Genomic DNA, 19,522 nt, shown 5'->3' with positions numbered 1-19,522 from the left:
TGAAGTCTAGGAAGGCCGAGTACTGACACCGAATGCGAGGGTTTGTCTACACGCTGAGTCTGCCGGTGAATCGGCAGACTTTTTTTATAGCGCACATTTTTCTATTTCAAAACCTAAATCTTCAATGATGTGATGATCCGTTTGAACTTGCTGACCTTTTGTTGTTAAATAATCCCCTACGAAAATGGAATTCGCCGCATAAAGGGCAAGCGGTTGAAGCGTCCGTAAATTGAGCTCTCTGCCACCGGATACCCGAATTTCCTTTGTAGGATTGACAAATCGCATTAACGCAAGCACTTTCAATGCTGTCACTGGATGTGTTCGTTCTTGATGCTCAAGCGGTGTTCCCTCGATCGCATGGAGGAAGTTAACAGGGATTGAATCTGCATCAATGGCTCTGAGCGCAAAAGCCATTTCAACAATTTGCTGATTCGTTTCTCCCATCCCAATAATAACCCCTGAGCAAGGTGACATGCCCGCCTGTTTGACCTTCTCGATGGTCGACAAGCGGTCATGATATGTATGAGTTGTCGTAATATGAGCATGATGATCTTGATGTGTATTGATATTATGATTGTACCGATGAACACCGGCTTCCATCAGCCGCTGCGCTTTGTCTTCATTGAGTAACCCAAGACATGCACACACCTTCAAAGGCATAGTCTCAGTGATCTCTTTTACTGCTGCAGTTACCTCATCTAATTCTCTGTGAGAAGGTGCTCTGCCGCTTGCAACAATACAATAAGTCCCCGCTTTTCTATTGAGCGCCTCACGTGCGCCAGCCACAATCGTTTTTCGATCCAGCATGGTATATCTTTCAACCGGTGCTTTTGAAATGACCGACTGTGAGCAATAACCACAGTTTTCAGGGCAGTATCCGCTTTTTGCATTAAAAATCATATTTAATTTCACCTTGTTTTGAAAAAAATGAAATCGTACTTGATAGGCGGCATGCATCATAGATAACAATTCTCTATCGTCAGCTGCAAGAATGTCTAGACCTTCTTGCAACGTGAGCTGTTCATTTTTCAGCGCTTTCTCCGCTATCGCTTCCCAAGACAAAGATATTTGTTTTCCCATCATAAATCCCTCTCATTATGTTAACTTATTTTTATTAAAAGTTAACATAATGGGTGTTCGTTGGCAAGAAGTCTTTGAATATACATGTAGACATACAAAAAGGCGATGATCATGAAGTCATCGCCTTTTCATATGTAAAGCAATATTGTTTATCGAACAGTAATATAGTTAATCACAAGCTCGCCTAGTGAATTATAGTAAGAAACTGTGACAGAACCGCGTTGTACGGCACGAATCCACGTGAAGTTAGGAGCTGTTTGATCTAATTGAATCGCATATGTTGCGCCCGACACATGAATTTGGCTTGCTGGTAGGGAGACAGCGATTGAAGAACCGACAGGAAGCGTACGGTTCACCGTAATCACTTTATTCATAATAGGAGCTTTTGCTATAACTGGTTCTTTTGGCTGTGCAGCTGCATGAGCACCTTCAGTTTGGAAGAACGTAAGAGCACCTAAAGCAGCTAAAGATAATGTACAAGCTTTCATAAATTTTTTCATTGGTAACACTCCTTTTTTTGGTATATACATATATTAATAATAATAGAATTATATGTCAATTAAAATATGTGAAAAAAAGAGTATTTATGGTGAAATTTGTCACATATTATTCATATGATTTCTCTTTTTAGGGGAAAAAGAGGCATAAAAAAAGCTGGGCTTATCCCAGCACCAGCAATGTAAAGCTTTATGAAAAGAGATCATCAATCGTCGTCACGCTGTTTTGGCTGACGGCCTTTTTGCTTCTCTTTTTCTCTAATGTAGTTAATAAAATCGATGGTTTGTCTTCGTGCTTCTTCGGAAAAATCAGAGGCAGCTTTAAATGCGATTTGCAAATCAGGATCGTCTGCAAGGTCGGCATCGATCACGCCTTTGTCCTTACCTGTGAGAAGATAATCCGTTGAAACCCCATATAAATCGGCGATTTTCACAATCATCTCACCGTCGGGCTTTCTCAAGCCATATTCCCAATTGGCATAGGTGGACATCGCCTTTAATCCGAGCTTTTTAGCAACTGTTGACTTGCTCCATCCATGCTTCTCTCTTAATTCAGTTAAAATCTTTCCAGTCAAATTATCCATTGGAAACACCTTTTTTCATGTTATGAGTAAATTTTATCATGGATTACACGGAAAAGATAAATAATTACACAAAAAGAATAAAAAATGATTGACTTACTCTTTTCGTGTATATTATCATAATGAATATAAATTACACATATTGAGTAAGAGGTGGAAAGATGAAACTTGAACATTTACGAGAAGAGCGCATCTTGCAAGGAAAAACACAAACCTATATGGCGAAAAAATTGGGCTATAAGTACACAAGCGGCTATGCAAATATAGAAATGGGCAGAACAAAGCCTAGCTTAGAAATCGCAAAGCATATTGCAGATCTGTTGAATACAGGTGTTCAAGAGCTTTTTTTTGGTCAAAAGTTACACAAAATGAGTAATTCTTTAAAGGAAGAGCGATTCAAAGAGAAGGGGAGAAGAAGAGATTGAATATCGAACATCCAATGGTAGCTCAGATGAATGACTTTGGTTATCCGAAAACATACTGGTCATATGAAATGAAACGTTATGGATATCAGACAGAGTTTGAGGCCAGTCAGGAGGGATTAGAAGAAGATGAAACAGCAGATGACGTTTGATGCGAGAAAGGAAGCGCAGCTTTGTTTAGTCCAAGCTGGCGGCTGGATCACCTTTCATCATCAGAAACCGGTGTTTGTTTTTGCCACAGCAGAAGAGAAGCAGACATACATGACTCTCTTGGCAGCCAAGCTCGCTAAAGCAACAAAGGAGGAATCAAGGCGACATGAAACGATGGAAGCAAATCATGACAATCCTCAAATGCTTGCTAAGGGCGAGTAAAAACGAACAAGACATCCGCCAGTGGGAAAAGGATGACGGGAGATCATAACATGGTCATCCATTTCATCATTGAGGCCGAGTTTTTGTTAACAAAAGATACATTGATAAAAAGAATACGAGCAGCTTCAAAAGCGCAATGCCCGCACAAAATAAAAGGTGCACTATCACTCGAAATTCGCTTATTCGACAATATGCCCCTTCATATAGCTGACTGCCAAAAAAAGCGTACATACGCAGAAAAAGGTTTGATACGCCCAGCAAACGTCAGCATCTTTCAGCCAAGTGTACATCATATTCAAGAAGCCCCTTCATGCTATTGCGGATGAAGTCCCTCTACAGATTGTCGATTTAAGAGTTTCCCAGTTTTATAGTATGCATCCAAGAGCTGAAATCATTTTAAATACATTAGGTGGTGGAACGACTTCCTCACCAAAAAAGGAGACAAGCACATGAACGAGCCAAAACAATTATTCATTCAAGAAAACCAGACATTCGTCGGTGAGATGGAAACAGGAAAAATTCAAGTCATCGTGTTAGATGGGAATGTCGGAACAGCTTATAAGATGGATGTACCTGAACATGGAAAAACCATTATTCAAACGGCAAAAGGTCATTTTGCAAGAGTAGATCACGAGATTGGTTTTAAAATCAGCTAGTCTACTGAACCTATCACAATACAATACGTCCAAGACGGAAAGCCTGCGGACACTGATCAAGACCCTATGAAAAGGGGACTGATTGGTGTCCGTTTTTTATTTTCTTAAAAAAGGGAGAGAGCCAATATGCAAGATTTACTCATTGAATATAAAAGAGCATTAAAGAATGCTAGAAAACAATATGAACCATTTAAAGAAAAAGAAGAACATCAGCTGTCCGTTCAAGACAAGCATGATAAAAAAATGATCGCCAGTATGGTGAGCGATCTAGAATACGTAGTAGAATGGCTTCAAATCGGAAGAGAGCCAGGTGCACGCAGAGGACTAGACAGACGTTCAGTCTATCAGCGTACCATCCTCGCAAATCAAGAAGTGTTAGAGGCTTTATCACATGAATATACCCTTATTCAAGAGAAAGAAAGAGAAATCAGTGAGAGAGACAAAAAACGAATTGACGAAGCCTTGTCCGTTTTAACCGATCGAGAAAAGGACGTATTCTTTATGCATACAACACAAGGATTATCGTTTAGCGAGATTGCGGTCATGCTGGATGTCAAAAAAGGAACTGTTCAAAAACATATGGAAAGAGCTCGGACAAAGATGTCCAAAAAAGTACAAGAACGCCTATTCGAAGCAGCTGAATAGGCGTTTTTTCTTATTCAAAATAAAAGGCGCAGTGCTTGTCTTACAGTTGCCACCTATAGTTAGAAAGACCAAACGGATGTTTGCTAGCCCTACACAAATGATTCCTTCAGAAGGAATCATTCGAATTAAAAGGAGGCGGCAGGTGAATGTAAATGAAAGATAAACGATTGCAAGCCAAGCAGGATTATATGAAAGGGATGACGTACCAGCAAATTGCTGATCATTACAATGTCTCAATCCATACCGTCAAATCGTGGAAAAGGCGATACGGATGGCAAAGACAAAAAAAGCCGTCAAAGCAGGCACACTCGATTTTCAATCAATTTCTTTCAGATGAAACGATTGAAATCATGGAGAAAATGGATGGACGCTCATCACTTGATTTAATCTGGGATCAAATTCAAATTCAATATGCTGCCATTATTCGCGCGCAGCGAATCATGTATGTATCAGATCAAGAGGACATGATCAAAGAGCTGAAAAAAGCAGCATACATGCCTTCTCCATTAGAAGAAACAGTAGAGGGCATTCAGCCGGAACCAGAAATCAGCGCAGAAGAATATTCGTTTCAGTTTTCATGGGATCGGCATGCCACGTTTTTAAATGCTCAATCCCGTGCGATGGGAGAACTCAGACGTCTCATTAAACAGTTTGAGGAACTCGCACATGCGAAGGATGAACGAAGATTAAGACTGAAGCAAATTGAACTGACCATCGAAAAAACAAAAAAAGCAGTTCGCGAAGAAAAAGAGGAAGATCTTCACATCATGATCAAACGAAAAGAGGATAACTCATGACGCCATTGGTTGAAAAAGAAGTCAATCCTCACTTTGAAGAATTTCTATTTGATTGGAATCAAAAGTTTCAATTTTTAGTAGGCGGCTATGGCTCCTCTAAAAGCTATCATATTGCGTTAAAGCTCATCTTAAAGCTGCTAGAAGAAAAACGGACTGCACTTGTCATTCGAGAAGTATATGATACGCACCGTGAATCAACATTTTCTCTCTTACAAGAAATCGTCAGCGATCTTGGCATCGATCATGTGGTGACGTGCCGCAGTTCGCCGCTTACCTTGACGTTTCGAAATGGCAGCAGCATTTTATTCAAAGGACTGGACAAGCCTGAGAAATTGAAATCAATCAACAACATCTCGATTATTTGGATTGAGGAGTGTTCCGAGGTTTCTTATGAAGGCTTTAAAGAGCTGCTTGGAAGGCTGCGGCATCCATCCTTACCGCTTTATATGATGCTATCGACCAATCCTGTTGGTCAAGACAATTGGACGTACAGACATTTCTTTCGAGATGAACAGCTGAAGCGATTTGTCCTTGATGACGAGACTTTATACAAAAAACGTACCGTGGTCATCAAGGATACGTACTACCATCACTCCACAGCGGAAGATAACTTATTTCTCCCTAAAAGCTATGTGAAGCAGCTGGATGAGCTGAAAGAATACGACCCAGACCTCTATCGCATTGCGAGAAAGGGATATTTCGGGATCAATGGCACAAAGGTTTTTCCTCAATTTGAAGTAAGAAATCATGCTGACGTATTGGAAGCAATTCAGCAGATTGACCGGCCGTTGAAACGTGCAGGCATGGATTTTGGCTTTGTTGAATCATACAATGCGCTCATCCGATTAGCCGTCGATCATGAAAAAAAGTACTTATATCTTTACTGGGAATATTACGACCGCGGAAAAACAGATGATGAAACAGCTGTTGACCTAAAAGAGTTCATTGAATCAAAGGAACTCATCAAAGCCGATGCAGCCGAACCTAAAACCATTCACTATTTTCGGCAGCGTGGATTTCAAATGGTGGCAGCACATAAGTTTCAAGGCTCACGTTTGCAGTATACAAAAAAGATCAAACGATTTAAGAAAATCATTTGCTCTGATGCTTGTCCGTATACAATCTACGAACTTCAATCACTGACCTATAAGGCAGATAAGGATGGACGTTTAGAGGAAGATGCATTTCAAATCGACCCGCACACATTATCAGCCATCTGGTATGCGCTGGATGATTATGAAGTGACAGATTTGAAACAGACGGCCTCGGAGCGTGTCCGTCCAAACAGAGAGAGGAGGTCCATACAATGAAACAGTTGAAAGCAACGATTATGAAGGCAAATATGTCTGATCATACAAAACAAATGTATGCAGATGAATTTTCTTATGAAAAAGATGACATTGTTCCACCGCCATACAACATCAATGAATTAAAAAGCATGGCAGAATATTCAACCATTCTTCAGCAATGTATTGATGCGTACAAAACGAATATTTTAGGCTTTGGGTTTGGGGTGGAATACGCCTTTGACTTTAATGGAGAAGGTGTAAAACCTTCAAAAAAGAAGGCCGCAGAAAAGGAATGGACAAGACTTGAAGAGTTTACGAAATATATGAACTATGACGAGTCTGCCGATGTGATTCTTGGCTATGTCCTTGAAGACCGAGAGAAAACGGGAAATGGTTTTTTAGAGGTGCTCCGAGATGGGCAAGGAAAGCCGGCAGGAATCGAGTATTTAGATGCACTCCATATCCGCATTTGCAAGCTTAGTGAACCAGTCGACGTCGAATTCCAGTACACAGAAAATGGCGAATTGAAGACCATGAATCGAAAGAAGCGATTCCGCAAATATGTGCAGGTGATCAACGAAAAGAAAGTATTCTTCAAGGAGTATGGTGATCCACGCATTTTACATTGTGAAACAGGCAAATACGATGACACTACACCAGAGCCGCTTCGCGCAACAGAAGTGATTCATTTTAAAATTGGCAGTGGAACGTATGGGATACCGCGCTGGATTGGGAACATCGTCAATATGTACGGAGCACGAAAGGCAGAAGAGCTGAACTACCTTTATTTTAAACAGGGACGTCATGTACCTGGTGCCATCATTGTCGAAAATGGCATGCTGTCAGAATCTTCTTATCAGCAGCTTCAAGATTATATGGACGATATTGAAGGATCTGATCATGCACATAAATTTCTATTACTTGAGGTTGAAGGTCTGCCGACAGAAAAAGGATTAACGGGAGAAGAAGATGTTTCAAATGTCAAAGTGAACTTTAAATCCCTAGCCGAGATCCTACAAGAAGATGCGCTCTTTTTAGAATACGATGAAAAGACAAGGAACAAAATCCGCTCTGCGTTTCGCCTGCCGCCAATTTACACAGGTGAATCTCAAGACTACAACAAAGCAACAGCAGATACGGCACGTAAAACAACAGAAGAGCAGGTATTTCAGCCCGAACGGCATCTTATCACAGGAAAACTCAATACTCTTTTCCTACCAGATCTTGATATTTGGCATGTCCGTTTTCTATTAAATGGTCCTGATTTTAGAGATCCATTAGAGATTGCGAAGGTACTGACGCCATTTATTCAGGCAGGGGCAGTGTCACCTAACGATTTGCGTGATCTAGCAGGACGAATTATTGGAAAAACGCTAGAGGAGTGGCCTGAAGAGCTGTATCACCGACCTTTAGAAAGCCGCATGAAATCAGCTGAAGAAAAGACTCAACCAGAGCCGGATCCGCTGACGAAATAAACAGAAGCTCGTGAGCTTTTTTGAAAGGGGGTGAACATATGCCAAGAGAACTAAAAAACGCTAAAATTACGCATGTTTCTTACGTGGACAAAGCAGCGAACAAGAAGAAATTCTTTTTGATGAAAGCAAAGAAAAAGCGGCCCGACTTTCAAAAGGAGGTCAGTGTCCTGACAAAGGCAGAAGATGCTCATCGCCTCGTGTACGGTGTCGTGTATGAACCAAATACGCCTGATGCACATCAAGACTTTATGACAGAAAAAGAAATTGAAAGAGCAGCCCACGGCTTTATGAAGGATGCCCGCCATATTGACAAGCAGCATGATTTTCAGGATGGTGTTGGCGAAGTGGTTGAATCATATATTGCTCCAGCAAATGTTGAAATAGGCGGGGAGCTGATTCGAAAAGGGTCTTGGGTGCTTGTGACAAAGGCTTCCCAAGAGATTTGGGAACAAATTCAGAAAGGCCACATAACAGGCTATTCAATGGCTGGAACGGCGGACATCGTCCCCATAGAAGAACAAGATCAGCTCCTATCTCAAGAAACGAATGAGAGAGGGCTTTTTTCTTTGTTGAAACATTTCTTTTTAAAAGAGGAAGGTGCAAACATGTCACAACCATTTTGGAACGTTTTAGACCATCTGCTGGAAATCTTACAGTCAAGTGATGGTGATGAGGCGGATGTAAGAGCAACATTGGAACAGCTTATTCCAATGATGCAGGACATTCTGAAGACAGAGGATGTGCTTCAAGCAATTGGTGAAAGGCCAGAAGCTGTACAAAAGGAAGAGGCCGCTTTGACGACAGATCAAATAAGAGAGCTAGAAAAAGCAAAAATGGCCATTGAAAACGTTTTACAGCAGGCTGAAAAGCAAGAAACAGATCAAACCGGGGAAGAACCTGTTCAAAAAGTGCTCGAGCAAGTCGTTGCACCGATTCGTCATCAGCTCTCTTCCTTAGAGAAATCAGCCAGCAGAGAAAAAGCAGCGATGCAGCAAGTGCTTGAGCAGCAGCTTTTGCCTATTTCAGAGCGAATTCACATGCTTGAAAAGGCGCGGGGCATGTCAAAACAAACAATCCATGATACACAAAACGACACGACAAAACCCATATGGGATGGCTTACTATAAGCCGAAATAAGGAGGAAACAGTATGAGAAATCAAGAGTTGATTCGCAAGGCTGAAATGACACTTGCCAGCTTAAAAACCGGCGGTCTCATGAACGCAACCCAATCCAACACATTCATTAGAATGATGCAAAACACACCAACCGTTTTAAATGATGCACGCATCATTCCAATGGAAAGTGATTCACAAAAAATTGAAAAAATCGGCTTTGGCCAGCGTATTTTGCGCCCAGCAGAAGAAGGCCAAGCGCTTGATGCAAAAGACCGTGTTGTCCCAGCGACAAGCACTGTCCAGCTCAATGCAAAAGAGGTCATTGCAGAGATTCACATGACCTACGACAGCATTGAAAACAATATTGAAAAAGACGGAATTCAGCAGACAATTATGCAAATGCTGGCGGAACGAGCGGCAGTTGATATTGAAGAGCTCATCGTCAATGGGGATACGACTTCATCAGATCCGTTTCTAGCTCAAATGGATGGCGTGAGAAAACAAGCAGTATCTCATATTGTAGATGCAAAAGGAGCGGAAATTAGCCGCCAAATGTTTAAACAAGCCTATAAAGCGATGCCGTCAAAATATCTACGTGTACCTCAGGATTTCCGTTTCTACACATCCCCAAGTTTAGAGGTGGAGTGGAAGGATCAAGTAGCAAACCGTCAGACAAGTCTAGGAGATGCGGTCATTCAAGGCGGACTTTCTTCTGCATTCGGAGTGCCTGTCAAAGGTCTAGCCAATATGCAGCCCTATGATGAAGAAGGAACAGACGTATCAGATATTTTACTGACTCATCCTAAAAATATTATCGTAGGTTTTTCTCGCAATATTCGAATTGAAGTAGAAAAAGATATTCGCAGTCGTAAATTTATTATTGTTCTGACAGCGAAGCTAGACAGCAAATTTGAGGAAGAGGATGCTGTAGCAAAAGTGATGAAAGTGAAAGAGTAGGTGACGGCAGGCTATGATCATTTCTGCTGAAGAACTGCAAGCCTATTCTGTATTTGAGCGTGTAAAAAATCGATCTGTAGAAAGACTGACAGCAGATATTATCGAAGCCGAAGCTGCGGTATTCCAGATCGTAGGTCATGATTTCTCAAACGAAAAATATCAGCCTCTCCCTGAAAAAGCAAGAATCGCATTATTAAAAATGGCCCAATATTTTGCCATGCTGAATGATGACGAATCTATGATGAAAGGCTATACGTCAGAAAAAATGGGCGATTATTCATATGCGAAGGCGGCTGATCAAGTGAAAGGCAAACCTTATGTATATGCCCTGCTTGTCGATTACATTGAACCATCATTCACTGGCGGCAGTACAAAATTAAAGGTGAGACCATTATGAGTTATCACTCTTTATTAACAGACCGCTGTGATCTTTTTCACCTTGAACATCAGGAAGCTTCCCGAGGAAAATTCGGGATTCCAGCTGATGACTTACAAATGACTCTTTCCTATCCCGATGCGCCCAGTCTGACAGATTTGGCTTGTTATGTCATAGAAAAGAATCAGTCACTTGTGCAAGAAGAACCGAATACAGTGATTTATCAGTCCTATCTTGTCCATTTCCCTTTAGCAAGTGATATTCGCCTGCATGACAAAATGGTGTGGAATGGCGTCTCACTTAAGTTACAGCAGCCCAAAATAGTGAAGAATCATCACATTGAAGTGATGGCAGTCAGGAAGGAAAATCTATGAAAATTGATGGACTTGACCGGCTGCTTTCACAGCTGGAAACAGCGTGTACAGGCGGCTTGAAAGCAGAATATCAAGATTGGCTAGAGGACATGGGGCTAGAGCTTTTGGACATCATTCGGGATGAGCTCATCAAGGAGAATGCTGTCGATACAGGCCGGCTTCTCAGCTCCTTTACACAAGGAGACAAGGAGAATCATTTTCTCATGTCAAAAGGTGGTCTCACGCTTGAAGTAGGAACGCAGCTTGAATATGCCTCCTATGTCAATGACGGACATGCTACTTCTTCAAGTGGAGAGCGAAGATGGGTGCCTGGCAGATGGGCTGGCAGCCGCTTTGAATATGATCCGAATGCAAAGACAGGGATGATGCTTGCCTCTCAATGGATAGATGGAAATGGCTACTGGGATCATGCTGTCATGCTCTATGAGCAAATGTTTGAACAGTCGCTGGATCGAAAGCTTCAAAGCTGGTTCGATCGACATTTTGGGAGGTGATGAAATGAATCAAGAAGTCGGGGCAATCATGCATTATATCTACACACACTTTCCTGTGACAATGTATGATCGTCTTTTGCCAGAACGTTTTCAAGTGCCATCCGTTTATGTACCGCCCGTAACAGTTATCAGCGGTCCAGATACGGTATCTACTTTTATGAAATCTTATTCACTGCAAGTGAAAGTGTTTCATATGGATTCAGAAAAAGCGCATGATGCGGCAGAAGACATTGTTGATGGATTGCTTGCTGATCGTCAAATGATTCAGATGATGAGTGAAGACGGAAAGGTGCTTGATGAGTATGTCCGCATAAAAAGAGTGGAAACAAGAATGATAGATCAAGGCGTAGCAGCGATTGTCCTGACGTGGGATAGCAGCTATTGGTACAACCGAGACAAACAGGCAAGCCTTGAAGATATCAACTTTTCAGATGGGGTGATCAAACGTGAGCAAGACTAAAAAAGCACAGCTCGCTCAAACAGCTGGCGAAGAAAAAGAATTTGGCTTTTCATTTGAAGCCTTAAAGGAGCACAGTAAGGATCTATTTGGTGTCAAACCAGAAATCCTTGAAGGTGCTCTTTTTTATATCAAACATCAACCAATTACAAAAACAGAAGCGAAAAAGCACATCGATGCTTTTTTGTCCAAGGAGGTTTAAAGGATGAACGGAGGCACATTTACACCAGGTACAGAGAAAAAGCGTCCTGGCATTTACTTTAATTTTAAAACAACAGCAGAGCAGCGTATTACTTTAGGTGATCGAGGTACGGTGGCACTTCCACTTGTGATGAGCTGGGGAGAACCAAAAACCTTTATTTCCGTTTCCAATATGGAAGATTTAAATAAAAAGGTTGGACTCAACATTGATGACAAGTCGCTTCTTCTTTTCCGTGAAGCAAAGAAAAAAGCGCAAACGGTCTTGCTATACCGCCTAAACGAAGGGGAGCCGGCGAAAGCGGAAATTGCAGAAAATTTTGTAGTCACAGCCAATTATGGCGGTCTAAAAGGAAATGAGATCACCATCCAAGTAGCAGAAAATGTACTCGACAGCACAAAGCGTGACGTCATCACCTATCTTGGAACAGACATTGTCGATAAGCAGGTTGTCACGGATGTCAAAGATCTTGTAGAAAACAAATATGTTCAATTTTCTGGTGAAGGTGAAGCAGTCATCACGGCTGGTGTGGCACTAAGCGGCGGGAAAAACGGTGTGGCAAGTGTCGCAGATTATACAGCCTTCCTAGAAGCAGCTGAAACGGAATACTTTGATGTCATTGCTCTCCCAATCGATAATAGTGAGCAATTAAAAGCCACATTTGCGTCCTTTATCGAGCGTTTACGTGATAAGCAAGGGCGTAAGGTGCAAGGAGTTGTGGCTAACTATGCAGCTGACCAAGAAGGCATCATCAATGTGACAAGCGGTGTTGTGCTGGAAGATGGAACAGAACTAACGCCTGCTCAAACAACAGCTTGGGTTGCAGGGGCGAGTGCAGGAGCAAACTTCAATCAGTCACTCACCTTTGTTGAATACGAAGGAGCAGTGGATACATTAGAACGCCTTGATAATGATCAAGTAGAATACCGATTATCACAAGGGGAGTTCCTCTTCACCTTTGATGCGAGAGATCGTACTGTGAGTGTTGAAAAAGATATTAACTCTTTGACAAGCTTCACAGCTGAAAAGAACCAGCAATTGGCGAAAAACAAAATCATTCGTGTGCTTGATGCAATTAACAATGATTTAACGTTTGAATTAAAAAATCTGATTAAATTACGTAAAGCCAATGGCAATGACATTCCAGCATCAGATGACGGTGTGCAGCTTGTGAAAACACTGATTACACAATATCTCACGCAGCTTCAAGATGGCAGCGGTATTACAGGCTTTAACTCAGAAACAGATATTGTGATTGGTCTCAATGAAGATCGTGATGGATTTATCATCGATTTAGCGGTTCAACCAGTAGATGCAGCAGAAAAATTCTATTTCAATGTGGAGGTGAAGTAAGATGGCTTTTAAAGCGCAAAATACAATTTCAGGTAAAGAAGGTCGTCTTTTCTTAGAAGGTGAGGAGCTTGCCTTTATCAAAACGTTTGAAGCAAACGTGGAGAAAAACAAATCAGAAGTCAACGTCATGGGCCGAAGAATGACCGGTCATAAAACAACAGGGGCAAATGGAACAGGAACGGCCACATTCTATAAAGTCACGTCTCGTTTCGTTCAATTAATGCTCAATTATGTGAAAAAAGGGGAAGATCCTTATTTCACTCTTCAAGCAGTGATTGACGATAAATCATCAGGCCGAGGCACTGAGCGTGTGACATTATTTGATGTCAACTTTGATTCAGCTAAAATTGCTGGACTGGACGTCGATTCAGAGGCGCTAGAAGAAGAAGTTCCGTTTACGTTTGAGGACTTTGATCTTCCTGAAAAGCTGAAAAATTCTTTTTAATGTCGAAAAGGCATGACGAATGACTAAAATATATGTTATTTTTATTTTATTCAGCGATATGGTATAATTTTTCATAGTGACAGAGTAGCTACAAAAGGCTTACTGTGTAACCCCAAAACGTTTCTTAGAAATAGGTTTACATGCAAAGCAATTTGCATAAAATAAAAAGAAGCCAGGATGCGCTAACATCCCGGCAATGTACAATATGGCCCTCAAGGGGCTGGCTTATCAATCAGATAGTTATAAGGATAGACTTTCCCTTTTACCTACCACAGCTCAAGGGGGAGTCTATTTTTTGTTTATATACGTCAACAAAGCAAGGAGAAACATCCCGAACAAAAGCATGAGGGAAATCGCTTGGAACGTTGACATGAGCATCACCCCCTCCTATCGGGGATGAGCCAGACACCCTTGAGCAAGCCGTTCAATTGTACGATTTATATTATACATGAAAAGATTGGAAAGCACATTCAAAAAATGGATGTGCTTTTTTGCATTCAAAAAAACATCACAAAGGGAGTTTTTAAACATGAGCGAAAAACAAACATTTGATCTTTCATTCTTTATGCCAGGACAAACAGTAGCAGCAGAAGAGGTCAAAGTACCGATTTCTAAACGTTTTGTTGATAAAAAAGGGAATGTCATTCCTTTTGTCTTTAAAGCCATTACAACGGAACGCATTGATGAACTGGAAAAAGAAAACACAACCTTCAAAAATGTCAAAGGAAGAGGCCGTGTGAAAGACTTAGACAGTCAGCGCTTCTACGCACGAATTGCCATTGAATCAACGATTTATCCAGATTTCCGCTCAAAGGAGTTAAGAGAAGCCTACAGCACACAAGATCCAGTTGAAGTAGCAAAACGTGTCCTGTCAGTAGGCGGTGAATATGCGAACTGGTTAAACAAAGCCATCGAAATCAATGGATTCGAAGATGAAATTGAAGATTTAGAAGAAGCAGCAAAAAACTAATAAAAGATGGGGATAAAGAAGCGGTGTTTTTATATTACGCCATGCATGAGCTTCACTACTCCCCATCTGAACTCCTTGATTTATACGAATCACCAAGACCGTTCAAAGCATTCCTATTCGGACTTATCAGCTACAAGCTAGACATGCTAGAAAAAGAAGCAAAGAAAGGAGGTAAATAATAATTGGCGAAACTCACTGCACGATTTGAATTAGAAGACAAAGTATCGAAGAAGCTGCTGCGCATTCAGAAACGATTTCAAACGTTTGAGAAGCAGCTCAAACCATTTAGAAAACCGGTAAAAATAAATCTACAAATAGATGACAAGAAGTTAAGAAACTTCAGTTTATCGCTTCGGAAAATTTCAGTGATTTCCATGAGACTAGATCAAGGAATCTATCGTGATCTAAAAGCATTAAACAATCAGTTAAATATGCTCCCAAATCATTTGGTCATATCCATTCAAGCGAAGGGGCTAGATGTCATTAAATCCAGCATAAATCGTTTAAAGCAAGCGGGAGCAAGCCCCATTATGCTGACGTTTAAATTAAACGATCAATTTTCAGGTAAAATGTCATCGATCAAAAAATCTATCTTTCAACTCATGAACAGAACGTACTATATGAGATTAAACATGGTTGACCAAGCCACCGCTGCAATTCAACGAATCAAAAAGACACTCAAAAGTTTGACAATGTCTAAACATGAAATCAGAGTGTCTGTTCAAGACAATGCAAAGAGTAAGTTGAAAAAACGAGATCAGGCAGAGTCGGTTGTGAAAGAACAAAACGTAAAAAAAGAACCTGAGGCTGTTAGTCCGTCAGTGAAAACGGATGAACCTAAACAGAGTTGGGTCCAGAATCTTGCTAATAAAGGATTAAATGAAATTCAAAAATATGCAGGTGACGTTGCAGACAAAGTGAAGGAAAAATTGAGTCCAAGAAAATTTTGGGATGAAAAAGCACTGCCTTGGGTTGAAGATAAAATGGAAGAGTACAAGCAAGATGTGATTGGAAGAATTAAAGAGAAGATTAAATTTAATCCTGAAAAAAAACTAGATCAATTGGTGAAGACTGGATTAGATCGTCTCTTTGGTGCAAGCGATCAATCAAGTGAAAGTACCACTCCGGCGCCAACAACAGCGCCAACAACAGCGCCAACAACAGCACCAACAACAGCAAATCCAGCTCCCAAAACTAAAACTCAGTCACGAGGTGGAAAAGGCTTGTTTCGCAATAGTTGTTGCCCCTGTTGTGCAAGAGGGTTAAGCAGGGGAGGATCTACTAAAACTAAAAATCGAAATGGTCGCTCACCAAGACAGTCAACAAATCCAAATGCTACATCAAGGGCCGAAATGAATAGAAGACCTCCAAGTAGATTTGGCAAACTGAAAACTAATGCAGGTAAATTATTTGGTAAAATCCCTAATGGACTAAAGAAAGGTGCGGGTATCGCAGCTTCAGCTGGTGGACTTACAGGTTTAGTGAAAGGTAGCAAGGGGTTAAGTGGATTAGGGAAAGCGATGAAAAGTATAGGTAAAGGGAGCGGCAAGTTATTAAAGAAAGTACCTATTCTAGGAAGTGTACTTAGTGCAACAAATCTAATTGGTATGAACAAAGAGAATGCTGGTGAAAAGATCGGTTCGACTGGAGGTGGCATCGCCGGCGGAATGGCAGGTGCAGCAGCAGGTGCAGCTATTGGAAGTGTAGTTCCAGGGGTAGGTACAGCCATCGGTGGTCTAGTAGGCGGCATCGCTGGAAGTATGGGCGGAGAATCAATCGGTGAAACGATTGGAAAATGGTTTGATGGCGGCGGATTTGACAAGATTGGGCAAAAAGCAATTGAAATCAAAGATCAAATTGTTGAAGTTTGGTCTACAGTCGCTAGTTGGTTCACTGAAAATGTTTGGACACCACTAAGCGACACAGTCATTACGGTAGCAACAACCATCTGGTCAAATTTAGTCAATGCCTGGACATGGATTCAAGAAACATTTAGTGCAGTTGCCGGCTGGTTTATTGAAAACGTTTGGACACCACTAAGCGACACAGTCATTACGGTAGCAACAACCATCTGGTCAAATTTAGTCAATGCCTGGACATGGATTCAAGAAACATTTAGTACAGTTGCCGGTTGGTTTATTGAAAATGTTTGGACACCACTAAGCGACACAGTCATTACGGTAGCAACAACCATCTGGTCAAGTCTAGTCAATGCTTGGACATGGATTCAAGAAACATTTAGTGCAGTTGCCGGTTGGTTTATTGAAAACGTTTGGACACCACTAAGCAGCACAGTCGTTACAGTCGCTAAAGGGATTTGGACAGCATTATCAAATGCATGGAAAACGATACAATCAATCTTTGGAGTTGTATCGACATGGTTTATGGAAAATGTGTGGAATCCACTTGTAGATACTGTAGGAACCATTAAAGACAGTTTCGGGGAAAAGTTCGAAGAAGCGTATAAAGTAGTCACAGATATATGGGATGGATTATCCAAATGGTTTGAGGACAACATTCAGAAGCCGATTGTAAAAGTAGCAGAAGCTATTGGTGATGGGTTTTCTGCAGCGTTTGGTTGGGTTAAAAAGATTTTTGACAAAGCAGGCGGTATTGTAGATGTAGTCATCAATTGGATTGTTGGGAAGAAAAAACCTGATAACAATGCCACAGGCGGCTATATCACCCAGCCAACCTTATCATGGATCGGGGAAGCCGGTAACGAATTTGTTATTCCAACACAAAATAACCGAGGACGCGGGAAGATGCTGCTTGCTCAAGCTGCTTCTCATCTTGGAATGTCTGTTGGGCCAAGCGGGGCGGCAGGAAATCAAGTATCAAGCTCTCCAGCTTCTACTGCTGTAGCCTCATCATCTTCTGTCAGTTCAATAGACGGATCGGTCTCGATGACTGGGAACATTCAAGCCTCCAGCATAGGTGAGCAATTTAATAACGATTTTGAACAAGGATTAAATCATAAAGTGATTTCACTTGAGCAATGGCAACAAAAGAATATTCAAAAGCCTTTTGGTCAATTGACCTCAGACTCAAGTAAGTATGGTCAGCAAACAGTTGCTGCTTTTGCCAATGGTCAGCAGGTGACACCAACAGGAACAGACAACTTTTTGCAAAGTCGTGTAAAAGCACCATACCAACAAGTGATGACAGCATCACCAACTTGGGGTTCTGGAACGGTTAGTGGTTTTGCCACAGGTCAAAATGCCACATCAGTTGGTACAAGCCAATACGTAGACCAGCAAATCAAACAGCCATTCCTACAAGCAAAACAGGAATCACCAGGCTGGGGCTCTGGAATGATGGATGCCTTTAACAGCGGTATGCGTTCGAAAGCAAGTGAAGTCACACAAGCCGCCAAAGAAATGGCGAAGAAAGTAGAGCAGGCGTTTAGAGATGAGTTAGACATTCATTCTCCTTCACGCGTCATGATGAGCCTTGGGAAATTTGCGTCGATCGGTGTCGTCAAAGGGCTCGACTCAGTTGATGTGAAAAAGTTTGCTGAAAATCAGGCTGGTTCATTAATTGGAGCCTTCAGTGGCATGGGAGCTTCAAATCTTAATGTGAAGCAATGGCTCATGGCGGCTATCATGGCAACTGGCACATCTATGAGCTGGCTTCCCGGTCTGATGACCATTGCGCAGCATGAGTCACGTGGAAATCCGAGAGCAATCAACTTATGGGATTCCAACGCCAAAAAGGGAACACCTTCTAAAGGATTAATGCAAACCATTGGGCCAACGTTTAACTCCAATAAAGGCAAGGGCATGAATGACATTTGGAACCCAATTCATAATGCCGTAGCAGCCATTAACTACATTAAGGGCAGATATGGAACAGTTTTCAATACGCCGGGCTTACGAAGTATGAGAAGAGGCGGACCTTATAAAGGCTACGCAAATGGTGGACTGATTACTCAGGAGCAAGTTGCTAGAGTCGGTGAAGGAAACAAACGCGAATGGATTATTCCTGAAGAAAGAGGTATTCGGGGCAGGTACTTATTAACGCAGGCAGCCAAGGCACTTGGGATGCAAGTATATGATCCAGCAAATGCATCTGCTCCTTTACCAGAATCACAGATGCAGCAAGTCACCGCAGCTCAGTCTTCTAGTAGCGCAGCATCGTCAGCGAATAAGCAAATCACCATTCAATTCAATGGTGATCAGCATTTCCATAATGGACAGGATCAGCAATCTCTAGTTGAAAAAATTAGACAAATGCTCGTAGATGAACTGGAAGTAGAGCTTCATACAGGAACGAAGGGGGTCGTGATCGATGGGTAAATCTGTTTATCAATTGTGGATTTCCCAAGGAAAGGACAAGTTGCGATTCCCTGTCCTTCCATCCGAACTTGAAATCACAAATAACGTACAAAATGAAACGGTAAAGGTCGCCTCTTTTGGAGAACTGACCTTTATTGATGTCCCATCGGCTAAACAAGTATCATTTACTTCATTATTTCCTAAGAAATATTCGCCAATTGCTGAATATAAAAGCATTCCTTCACCAGAGAATGCGATAGCGAAAATTGAACGAATGATGCGTTCAAAGAAGTCCGTGCGGCTGATTGTAACTGGGACAAAAATCAATATGACGTGCAGCATTGAAAGCTTCACTCACAAAGAAGGGTCATATGACATTGGCGATCGTGAATTTACAATCGAGTTAAAGGAATATAAAACCGCATCGCCTAGGAAAATCAAACGAAAGAAAAAAGCAAAACAAACGAAAAAGAAAAGGCCTTCAAAAACACCACCAAAAATGTACACCGTTAAAAAAGGAGATACTCTATGGGCCATTTCGGGCAGGTTTTATGGCGACAGTACAAAATGGCGACGTATTTGGAATGCCAATAAAGCAGCGATGATTAAACGAAGCAAACGCAATATTAAGCAGCCAGGGCATTGGATTTTCCCAGGACAAAAGTTAAAAATACCAAAATAGGGGGGCTG

At 41.5% G+C, this 19,522-nt stretch carries 26 protein-coding genes; 22 read left to right on the top strand and 4 right to left on the bottom strand.

What is annotated here, in order from left to right; all coding sequences use genetic code 11:
• Window positions 1-84: 84 nt before the first annotated feature.
• From bioB to C5695_RS15570, 3 genes are all read right to left on the bottom strand, one after another.
• Complete coding sequence (bioB, locus tag C5695_RS15580) at window positions 85-1,080, bottom strand: biotin synthase BioB (protein WP_117731483.1); 996 nt, start codon at window positions 1,078-1,080, stop codon at window positions 85-87.
• A 149-nt stretch (window positions 1,081-1,229) separates the two neighbouring features.
• A complete protein-coding gene (locus tag C5695_RS15575) occupies window positions 1,230-1,580 on the bottom strand; it encodes a hypothetical protein (protein WP_117731482.1) in 351 nt (116 codons plus the stop codon).
• 203 nt (window positions 1,581-1,783) lie between these two features.
• Window positions 1,784-2,161: a helix-turn-helix domain-containing protein gene (locus tag C5695_RS15570; RefSeq protein ID WP_117731481.1), complete on the bottom strand. Its 378-nt coding sequence runs from the start codon at window positions 2,159-2,161 to the stop codon at window positions 1,784-1,786.
• 158 nt (window positions 2,162-2,319) lie between these two features.
• Between C5695_RS15570 and C5695_RS15565 the strand changes: the two genes are divergently transcribed.
• From C5695_RS15565 to C5695_RS15485, 18 genes are all read left to right on the top strand, one after another.
• Complete coding sequence (locus tag C5695_RS15565) at window positions 2,320-2,583, top strand: helix-turn-helix transcriptional regulator (protein ID WP_117731480.1); 264 nt, start codon at window positions 2,320-2,322, stop codon at window positions 2,581-2,583.
• On the top strand, window positions 2,580-2,732 hold the full coding sequence (locus C5695_RS20675; protein WP_187441364.1) for a hypothetical protein: 153 nt from the start codon (window positions 2,580-2,582) through the stop codon (window positions 2,730-2,732). The genes C5695_RS15565 and C5695_RS20675 overlap by 4 nt, the downstream gene beginning before the upstream one ends.
• On the top strand, window positions 2,710-2,952 hold the full coding sequence (locus C5695_RS15560) for a hypothetical protein (RefSeq protein WP_233230747.1): 243 nt from the start codon (window positions 2,710-2,712) through the stop codon (window positions 2,950-2,952). Before C5695_RS20675 ends, C5695_RS15560 begins: the two co-directional genes overlap by 23 nt.
• Window positions 2,953-3,002: 50 nt before the next feature.
• Window positions 3,003-3,278 carry a hypothetical protein gene (locus C5695_RS15555; RefSeq protein ID WP_233230746.1) on the top strand — a complete coding sequence of 92 codons (276 nt, stop codon included), beginning with the start codon at window positions 3,003-3,005 and terminating at the stop codon, window positions 3,276-3,278.
• 123 nt (window positions 3,279-3,401) lie between these two features.
• Window positions 3,402-3,608: an XtrA/YqaO family protein gene (locus tag C5695_RS15550; RefSeq protein WP_060597171.1), complete on the top strand. Its 207-nt coding sequence runs from the start codon at window positions 3,402-3,404 to the stop codon at window positions 3,606-3,608.
• Window positions 3,609-3,734: 126 nt separating this feature from the next.
• Window positions 3,735-4,253, top strand: a complete 519-nt coding sequence (locus tag C5695_RS15545; protein WP_117731479.1) for a sigma-70 family RNA polymerase sigma factor — start codon at window positions 3,735-3,737, stop codon at window positions 4,251-4,253.
• Between the two features lie 152 nt (window positions 4,254-4,405).
• Window positions 4,406-5,050, top strand: a complete 645-nt coding sequence (gene terS, locus C5695_RS15540; protein ID WP_117731478.1) for a phage terminase small subunit — start codon at window positions 4,406-4,408, stop codon at window positions 5,048-5,050.
• On the top strand, window positions 5,047-6,360 hold the full coding sequence (locus C5695_RS15535) for a PBSX family phage terminase large subunit (RefSeq protein ID WP_117731477.1): 1,314 nt from the start codon (window positions 5,047-5,049) through the stop codon (window positions 6,358-6,360). Before terS ends, C5695_RS15535 begins: the two co-directional genes overlap by 4 nt.
• Window positions 6,357-7,814 carry a phage portal protein gene (locus C5695_RS15530; protein ID WP_117731476.1) on the top strand — a complete coding sequence of 486 codons (1,458 nt, stop codon included), beginning with the start codon at window positions 6,357-6,359 and terminating at the stop codon, window positions 7,812-7,814. Before C5695_RS15535 ends, C5695_RS15530 begins: the two co-directional genes overlap by 4 nt.
• A 38-nt stretch (window positions 7,815-7,852) precedes the next feature.
• Window positions 7,853-8,941: an XkdF-like putative serine protease domain-containing protein gene (locus C5695_RS15525; RefSeq protein WP_117731475.1), complete on the top strand. Its 1,089-nt coding sequence runs from the start codon at window positions 7,853-7,855 to the stop codon at window positions 8,939-8,941.
• Window positions 8,942-8,963: 22 nt separating this feature from the next.
• Entirely contained in the window at window positions 8,964-9,887 is a 924-nt protein-coding gene (locus C5695_RS15520; RefSeq protein WP_117731474.1) for a phage major capsid protein, read from the top strand.
• 13 nt (window positions 9,888-9,900) lie between these two features.
• Complete coding sequence (gene yqbG, locus C5695_RS15515) at window positions 9,901-10,284, top strand: protein YqbG (RefSeq protein ID WP_117731473.1); 384 nt, start codon at window positions 9,901-9,903, stop codon at window positions 10,282-10,284.
• Window positions 10,281-10,637, top strand: a complete 357-nt coding sequence (locus C5695_RS15510) for a YqbH/XkdH family protein (protein ID WP_117731472.1) — start codon at window positions 10,281-10,283, stop codon at window positions 10,635-10,637. The genes yqbG and C5695_RS15510 overlap by 4 nt, the downstream gene beginning before the upstream one ends.
• Entirely contained in the window at window positions 10,634-11,131 is a 498-nt protein-coding gene (locus C5695_RS15505) for an HK97 gp10 family phage protein (RefSeq protein ID WP_117731471.1), read from the top strand. Before C5695_RS15510 ends, C5695_RS15505 begins: the two co-directional genes overlap by 4 nt.
• Before the next feature lie 4 nt (window positions 11,132-11,135).
• Complete coding sequence (locus tag C5695_RS15500; protein WP_117731470.1) at window positions 11,136-11,591, top strand: phage tail terminator family protein; 456 nt, start codon at window positions 11,136-11,138, stop codon at window positions 11,589-11,591.
• On the top strand, window positions 11,578-11,790 hold the full coding sequence (locus C5695_RS15495) for a YqzN/YkzM domain-containing protein (protein ID WP_106050923.1): 213 nt from the start codon (window positions 11,578-11,580) through the stop codon (window positions 11,788-11,790). Before C5695_RS15500 ends, C5695_RS15495 begins: the two co-directional genes overlap by 14 nt.
• Window positions 11,791-11,793: 3 nt before the next feature.
• Complete coding sequence (locus C5695_RS15490; protein ID WP_117731469.1) at window positions 11,794-13,140, top strand: phage tail sheath family protein; 1,347 nt, start codon at window positions 11,794-11,796, stop codon at window positions 13,138-13,140.
• Window position 13,141: 1 nt separating this feature from the next.
• A complete protein-coding gene (locus tag C5695_RS15485) occupies window positions 13,142-13,585 on the top strand; it encodes a phage tail tube protein (protein WP_003213309.1) in 444 nt (147 codons plus the stop codon).
• A 288-nt stretch (window positions 13,586-13,873) separates the two neighbouring features.
• Here C5695_RS15485 and C5695_RS15480 read toward each other — a convergent pair whose 3' ends face one another.
• Window positions 13,874-13,930, bottom strand: a complete 57-nt coding sequence (locus C5695_RS15480; RefSeq protein ID WP_233230871.1) for a putative holin-like toxin — start codon at window positions 13,928-13,930, stop codon at window positions 13,874-13,876.
• A gap of 184 nt (window positions 13,931-14,114) precedes the next feature.
• Here C5695_RS15480 and C5695_RS15475 point away from each other — a divergent pair, with 184 nt between their 5' ends.
• The 4 genes from C5695_RS15475 to C5695_RS15460 are packed head-to-tail and all read left to right on the top strand — an operon-like array spanning window position 14,115 to window position 19,514.
• Window positions 14,115-14,555 carry a phage tail assembly chaperone gene (locus C5695_RS15475; RefSeq protein WP_117731468.1) on the top strand — a complete coding sequence of 147 codons (441 nt, stop codon included), beginning with the start codon at window positions 14,115-14,117 and terminating at the stop codon, window positions 14,553-14,555.
• A 41-nt stretch (window positions 14,556-14,596) separates the two neighbouring features.
• Window positions 14,597-14,734 (top strand): hypothetical protein, encoded by a 138-nt coding sequence (locus C5695_RS15470; RefSeq protein ID WP_095285871.1) that lies wholly within the window; start codon window positions 14,597-14,599, stop codon window positions 14,732-14,734.
• A 3-nt stretch (window positions 14,735-14,737) separates the two neighbouring features.
• Complete coding sequence (locus C5695_RS15465; RefSeq protein ID WP_233230745.1) at window positions 14,738-18,853, top strand: transglycosylase SLT domain-containing protein; 4,116 nt, start codon at window positions 14,738-14,740, stop codon at window positions 18,851-18,853.
• Window positions 18,846-19,514, top strand: coding sequence for a LysM peptidoglycan-binding domain-containing protein (locus tag C5695_RS15460; protein ID WP_117731467.1), 669 nt, complete (start codon window positions 18,846-18,848; stop codon window positions 19,512-19,514). Before C5695_RS15465 ends, C5695_RS15460 begins: the two co-directional genes overlap by 8 nt.
• Window positions 19,515-19,522: the final 8 nt, after the last annotated feature.

The sequence above is a fragment of the Bacillus pumilus genome (assembly GCF_003431975.1).
Taxonomy (GTDB): Bacteria; Bacillota; Bacilli; order Bacillales; family Bacillaceae; genus Bacillus; species Bacillus pumilus_N.
Note: the sequence above shows the minus strand (reverse complement) of the source record. Positions and strands in the feature narration are given on the sequence as shown.